General features: G+C 45.2%; 2 protein-coding genes. One reads left to right on the top strand and one right to left on the bottom strand.

Features of this window, described 5'->3' with window-relative positions:
* Positions 1–361: carboxypeptidase-like regulatory domain-containing protein (locus tag DKG80_RS20980; protein ID WP_162556046.1), on the bottom strand; the 361-nt coding region annotated here is incomplete at its 3' end.
* 214 nt (positions 362–575) lie between these two features.
* On the opposite strand from DKG80_RS20980, the gene DKG80_RS20975 reads away from it, so the two are divergent.
* On the top strand, positions 576–6787 hold a 6212-nt coding region (locus tag DKG80_RS20975; RefSeq protein WP_109833354.1), incomplete at its 3' end, for a SpvB/TcaC N-terminal domain-containing protein.

The raw sequence follows: 6787 nt of genomic DNA, 5'->3' as shown, positions 1-6787 counted from the left end.
TACCGAGGTTAGAGTCTAGTGTATCATCTGGAACGGGATCTAGGGGAGTAGCAGGCGGGTTGATATTGTAAGCATGTATTTTAAGGTCAGCTAGATTTTTATTGCCTACTAGTTGGCTAGCGGAGTAGTATATAAGGTATTCTCCGTTGTCGTTAGTGACTGTTTGTTTAGGGCTAGCATTTCCCAGAACGGTTGAAGACCCATCGATTTCATAATCACGAGCTTCGACAGTAATATTAGGGATTGGTTTATTTCTATGATCGGTAATTTTACCTTTAACCGAATAGATTTTGTTGTTTGCTCCGACCGGATCAATTTCAAGGATGACTTCTTTATTGCCATCAATAATAGAAGAGCTCATAGAGAGGCTAATTAAATAAAGTGATACAAAATTTAGGCGTCACGATAGACGCTAAAGCGGTTGGTAAGTGTGCAAATTAACAGGCTTTAAGTTTTATGCAAACATTTTCACAAAATTTAATAGTTAATAAAAATTAACACAGCGTAGACTTGTATAATTATTGAAAGCCCCTAACTTCGGGGCGATACGTTTGACATTTAACTTAGCCCGAGGTATGAAAGAGTCGCTAGACAATACTGTATACAGCCCAGAACCAACTTCAACAAACAACAATTCAGCACCTAGTAAACAAGAAGGGAATTCAAGCCAAGAAGTTCCCACGATCACGACCCCAAAAGGCGGAGGAGCCATATCTGGGATAGGCGAGAAATTCCAAGCTAATCCAGTAACAGGCACAAGTAGTTTCAGTGTACCAGTGGCGATGAGTCCAGGCAGGAGTGGTTTTACTCCAGCGCTATCACTTTCCTATGACTCAGGGAATGGAAATGGGATATTTGGGATGGGATGGAATATAGAAACCCCCTCCATCGTACGTAAGACCTCAAAAGGGCTTCCCACTTATAGAGACAATACAGACGAAGACACCTTTATCCTAGCAGGTTCAGAAGACCTAGTACCCCGATTATCCAACGATCAACCAGTAGAAAGAGCAGAAGGAGATTACAACGTAAAACAATACGTTCCCCGCACCGAAGGCCTGTTTGCCAAGATTGAAAAGTGGGAGCATATGCCAAGCCAAAGAAGCCATTGGAAAGTCACTACCAAAGAAAATATCACCTCAATTTACGGACAATCCTTAGAGAGCAAAACGACAGACCCCGAGGATAGCACGAAAGTATACCAATGGCACCTTGAGTATACATACGACGAGAAAGGCAATATCACAAGATATAAATATAAAAGAGAAAATAACATCAATATAGATGTATTAAGAGTATCAGAGAAAAACCGTTTGGACAACACCGGAGTATTCACGAAACTCTACCCAAAACAGATACAGTATAGTTCAGACAGACCTTTTACCTCTAACGACCCAAATTTTTTCGAAGAAGTCAAGTGGCACTTTCACCTAGTATTTGACTATGGAGAACACATTAACGATAACATCACAGAAGACGAAAACTGGAAAGTAAGACAAGACCCCTTTTCAGACTATCGATCAGGCTTTGAACAACGAACATACCGACTATGCCAAAGGATATTACACTTTCATGAATTTGATGAATTAGGAAGTGCAGCCCTACTAGTCAAATCCACTGAAATCCACTATAACGAAAACCCCACCCTGACCACAGTCAATAGCATACAACACAAAAGCTATGAAGGAGTAAAAGTCAGCAGCTACCCGCCTATCACCCTTCAATACCAAGAGCCCGTAATAGATCCACGAATACACACCTACAATAAAGAAGACCTGGAGAACTTACCCGTAGGTGTAGACGGACAACAATACCAATGGGCCGACCTATACAATGAAGGCCTACAAGGTATACTCACCGAAACCACCAACGCCTGGTACTACAAGCGCAACCTCGGGGATGAAAATTACTACACAGACAATGGCGCTGGAGAACAAAAATTACCACAAGCAAAGCTTGGCACACAGCACGAAGTCATATCAAAACCCTCAGTAGCTAGTATAACAGCAAGTGCCCAACTCACAGACCTTGACGGAAACGGCACCACAGATGTAGTGATCAGAGACAGCAACCTATCAGGCTTCCATACCCAGAGCAAAGACGGTAGTTGGCAAAACTTCCAACCCTTCAAAAAGAACCTGAATATCAACTGGAACGACCCCAACCTTAAGATACTAGACGTAGACGGAGATGGTTTTCCCGACGTACTGATCACAGAAGACCGTTGCTTCACCTACTACCGCTCATTAGGCAAAGAAGGGCACGAAGCAGCCCGTAAGACCCAAAGGTTTTTTGACGAAGAACAAGGTCCCAACATCGTATTCAACGATCCAGAACAAACCATCTACCTAGCAGACATGAGCGGAGATGGTCTATCCGATATCGTCCGTATCCAAAACGGCAGCATATGCTATTGGCCCAACAAAGGTCACGCACACTTTGGTGCGAAAGTCACCATGGACAACAGTCCGTATTTTGACCACAAAGACATCTTCAACCAAAGCCGAATCAGACTAGGTGATATAGACGGCACAGGTACAACCGACATCATCTATATAGCCGCCCAAGAAATACGCTATTACCCCAACCAATCAGGCAACCGATTTGACGACCCCGTCATCATCAATCAAACACTGCCCACCCATAGCCTAGCCACAATCACGACTCAAGATCTATTAGGCAATGGCACCCAATGCCTAGTCTGGTCCTCCCCACTATCGGTAGAAACACCACCCTCCATCAAGTACATAGACTTGATGAGTGGCCAAAAACCCTATTTGATCACCGAGATCAACAATAACATGGGTAGCATAACCCGCATGAAATATGCCCCATCAACAAAATACTACCTGAGAGACCAAAAAGAAGGTAACCCCTGGATCACTAAATTACCCTTCCCCGTCCAAGTCCTAGAACAAGTAGAGCTATACGATCAGATCAATCAGAATAGATTTGTCACCAAATACGCCTACCACCACGGCTACTTTGACGGAGAAGAAAGAGAATTTAGAGGCTTTGGAATGGTCGAACAATGGGACACCGAAACCATCACCGACTATATCAACAGCGGACTATTCCCCGCTGGCCACAATGAAGAAGACGAAGTCATACGAGTAGCCCCCATCCACACCAAAACCTGGTTCCATACAGGATTTTACCCCAACCTAGGCAACGACGAATATGATGGGCGTAAAATCATAGACCTATATCGAAAAGAATACTGGAATGAGGATACAGAAGCCTTTGCGCTAAGTCAAGAACTAATATCCATCCCAGACGGTCTAGACATCCCATCAGGAGCAGTCGAACAAAGAGAAGCATCCCGTTCACTAAAAGGCAGCCCACTACGCCAAGAAATATACTCACTAGACGGAAGCCCACAACAATCAGTCCCCTACACAGTCACCGAGAACAATTACAGCCTCAGCCGTATTCAAAAACGCGGACAAAAAGACAGAAAAGACAAAGACTATGGCGTCTATCTAGTCACCCCCGCCCAGACGCTAACCTACCAATATGAAAGAAACACATCAGACCCAAGAGTCAGCCACCAGATCACTCTTACCGCCGATAACTATGGACAAGTTACCAAGTCAGCAGCAATTGGGTATGGCAGAAGAAATACAGGAAACCATATCCAACAAGAAACCACACTGATCACCCTATCAGAAACCACACTGATCAACGAACCCAACAACCCAAGCTTCTACAGGTTAGGCCTACCATCAGAAACAAAGAACTATCAATTACACGAACCCACAATAAAAGGACATACCCTACAAACACGCGAAAGCATACTAACCGACATAGAAGGGCTAAGTCCAATCCCTTATGATCAAACTCCTAATGGGACCACACAACTAAGAACACTAGACCACACCCGCATCCGCTACTACGATGAGAACCAGACCCCCAATGCACCGTTACCACTAGGACAAGTAGCATCACATGGTCTACCCTATGAAACCTATCAACAAGCCCTAACCCCAGGACTAAAAAACAATCTACTCAACGAAACCCCCAATCGAGTAACCCCAGCGCTACTAACAGCCGGACAATACCGAGATCTAGACAACGACGACAACTATTGGATCCCCTCAGGACGAGCCAATTTTGATGCAGCCCACTTCTATCTTCAAACCACCCAAATCGACCCATTCGGCAACGAAAGCCATATCCAATACGATAGCCACCACTTGCTACCCACCAAGACCACCGATGCCTTAGGCAACGAAACCAAAGCAACCTACAACTACCGTACCCTACAACCAACACAGATTACCGATCCCAATGGTAACCGCCAAGCCTTCGCCTATGATACACGAGGAATGGTATCCAAAATCGCAGTCATGGGAAAAGAAGCAGACAGCGATGGAGATACACTAGCAGACCCCACCACAACGTTCAGCTACGACCTCGAAAGTTGGATGAACCATCAAAAACCCAACTGGGCCCACACCAGTGCCCGAGAAATCCATCAAGACACCAATACCAAATACCAAGAAAGCTACGCTTATACCAATGGACTAGGACAAGTCATCCTGACCAAAACCCAAACCGCCCCGGACTCAACGACCCCAACTCAAGCAAGATGGCTTGGTACAGGTCGTACCATATTAGACAACAAAGGGAATCCCGTCAAGCAATACGAATCCTACTTCAGTGACACCAAAGAATACGAAAGCGACCCAGAGATCGTAGAAAGCGGCGTCACCCCGATCATCCACTATGACCCTCTTGGCAGAGCCATACTAACAGAACTACCAGACCATACCCATACCCGAGTCGAGTTCACCCCATGGGAACAAAAGAACTACGACCAAAACGACACCGTACTAGAAAGACTACCAGACCATGAAGGTAAAGACAAAGCGTCATGGTACTCACAGATTCAAGCTTTACCCAACACAAGCGAAAACGTCCCCCAAAAACGAGCAGCACAACTAGCCGAAGCACATGCCGACACCCCACAGGTCGTCCATTTGGATGCTTTGGGCCGTCCATTTATCACCATCGATCACAACAAGAAATCAGACGGTAGTGATGACCCCATCACCATGACCACCGAGTTAGACATCAAAGGCAACCCTCTCAAAATCACCGATGCCAAGGGACGAGAAGCCTTCACCTACACCTACGACATGGTGAACCAACCCCTCAAGACTACTCACCATGACAACGGCACCCGCTACGCACTAGCCAACGTCTTAGGCAATCCCTTAAAATCATGGGACAGCAGAGACCAAGAATTTGAGTTCAAGTACGATGAACTCCAGCGACCCACAAAAACTTATCTAACTACAACTGGGTCCACGCCATCACTCATCTCCTTAACCCACTACGGAGAAAGTCTAGACACCCCAGAAGACAACAACCACAGGGGTCAAGCCTACCTGACCTTCGACAGCTCAGGTATGACCAAAAACACAGCCTTCGACTTCAAAGGCAATCCGTTAATAACAGAACAACAACTAGCCAACACCTATCAAACCACCCCCGACTGGATCAGTTTGGACAACAAAACCCTCAGTCAAGTCCAATCAGAGGCAGCAAGTCTACTGTCGACTACCGTTTATGAACAATCGACTAGCTATGACGCCCTGAATCGTCCAGTCAGTATGACCAAACCGGACAACACACAAGTAATCCCTACCTATGATGAAGGAGGACAACTAAAGACCCTCTCCACTAAGCTGCAAGGAGCCGCTACAGCCATCCCGTTCGTAGACAAGATCACCTACAACGCAAGAAATCAAAGAAAGAACATCAGCTATTCCAACGGCGCTTACACCACCTACTATTATGACAAGGACACCTTTAGACTCACTAGGTTAGTCACCACAAAAAGCACAGGATCTAATCCCCTGCAAGACCTCAATTACACCTATGACCCAGTAGGCAATATCGTAGAGCAGATAGACAATACTCAATCTGATATCTTTTATGACAATACACAAGTCAGTGCAAATGGTCAATATGAATATGATGCCTTGTATAGATTGCTCAAAGCAAAGGGACGTGAACTCATAGGGTTAAACACGTCACACAATAATCAAGACGCACTATTTAGTGAACTCACCAACGGGGCACATAGCAACAATTCCCAAGCTATGGAACGCTATACGCAGACCTACCAGTACGACGAGCTAGGGAATATAAAAGAGATGCATCATAGTGCCACAGCAGGCACATGGACCAAGCACTATCACTATGCTGCCAACAATTACCTACTCAGTACCAGTAGTGACAACAACCCACCAACCGTAGACGACTACACCTACGATGCCCATGGCAATATGACCCAAATGCCTCATCTGGCTTCGATTACATGGGACTATGCAGATAGAATGCAATCAGCTCAACTGACTGCTGGTGCTAATCCTCAAATGGCTTACTACACCTATGATGCCGGAGGTAATAGAGTCCGTAAAGTGATTGTCAAAGGAAATATTGTAGAAGAACGTATTTACATCGGAGACTGGGAAGTCTACAGAAAGACCACTAATGGAACGGTAGACACCGAAAGAGAAACCCTACACATCAGTGATGACACAGGACGCATAGCCCTTATCGACACTGAAACAGTAGGAGGCACAAGTCAAAACATCAGGTATCAATTCTCTAATCACTTAGGAAGTGCTGCTCTTGAACTCGATGAGAATGCTAATATCATATCCTATGAAGAGTACCATCCTTTTGGTACAACATCGTACAGAGCTGGACGCAACGAAACCGAAACCTCACTCAAACGATATCGATATGTCGGTAAAGAAAGGGATGAGGAAAC

This window comes from Reichenbachiella versicolor (assembly GCF_003171675.1).
Classification (GTDB): domain Bacteria; phylum Bacteroidota; class Bacteroidia; order Cytophagales; family Cyclobacteriaceae; genus Reichenbachiella; species Reichenbachiella versicolor.
Note: the sequence above shows the minus strand (reverse complement) of the source record. Positions and strands in the feature narration are given on the sequence as shown.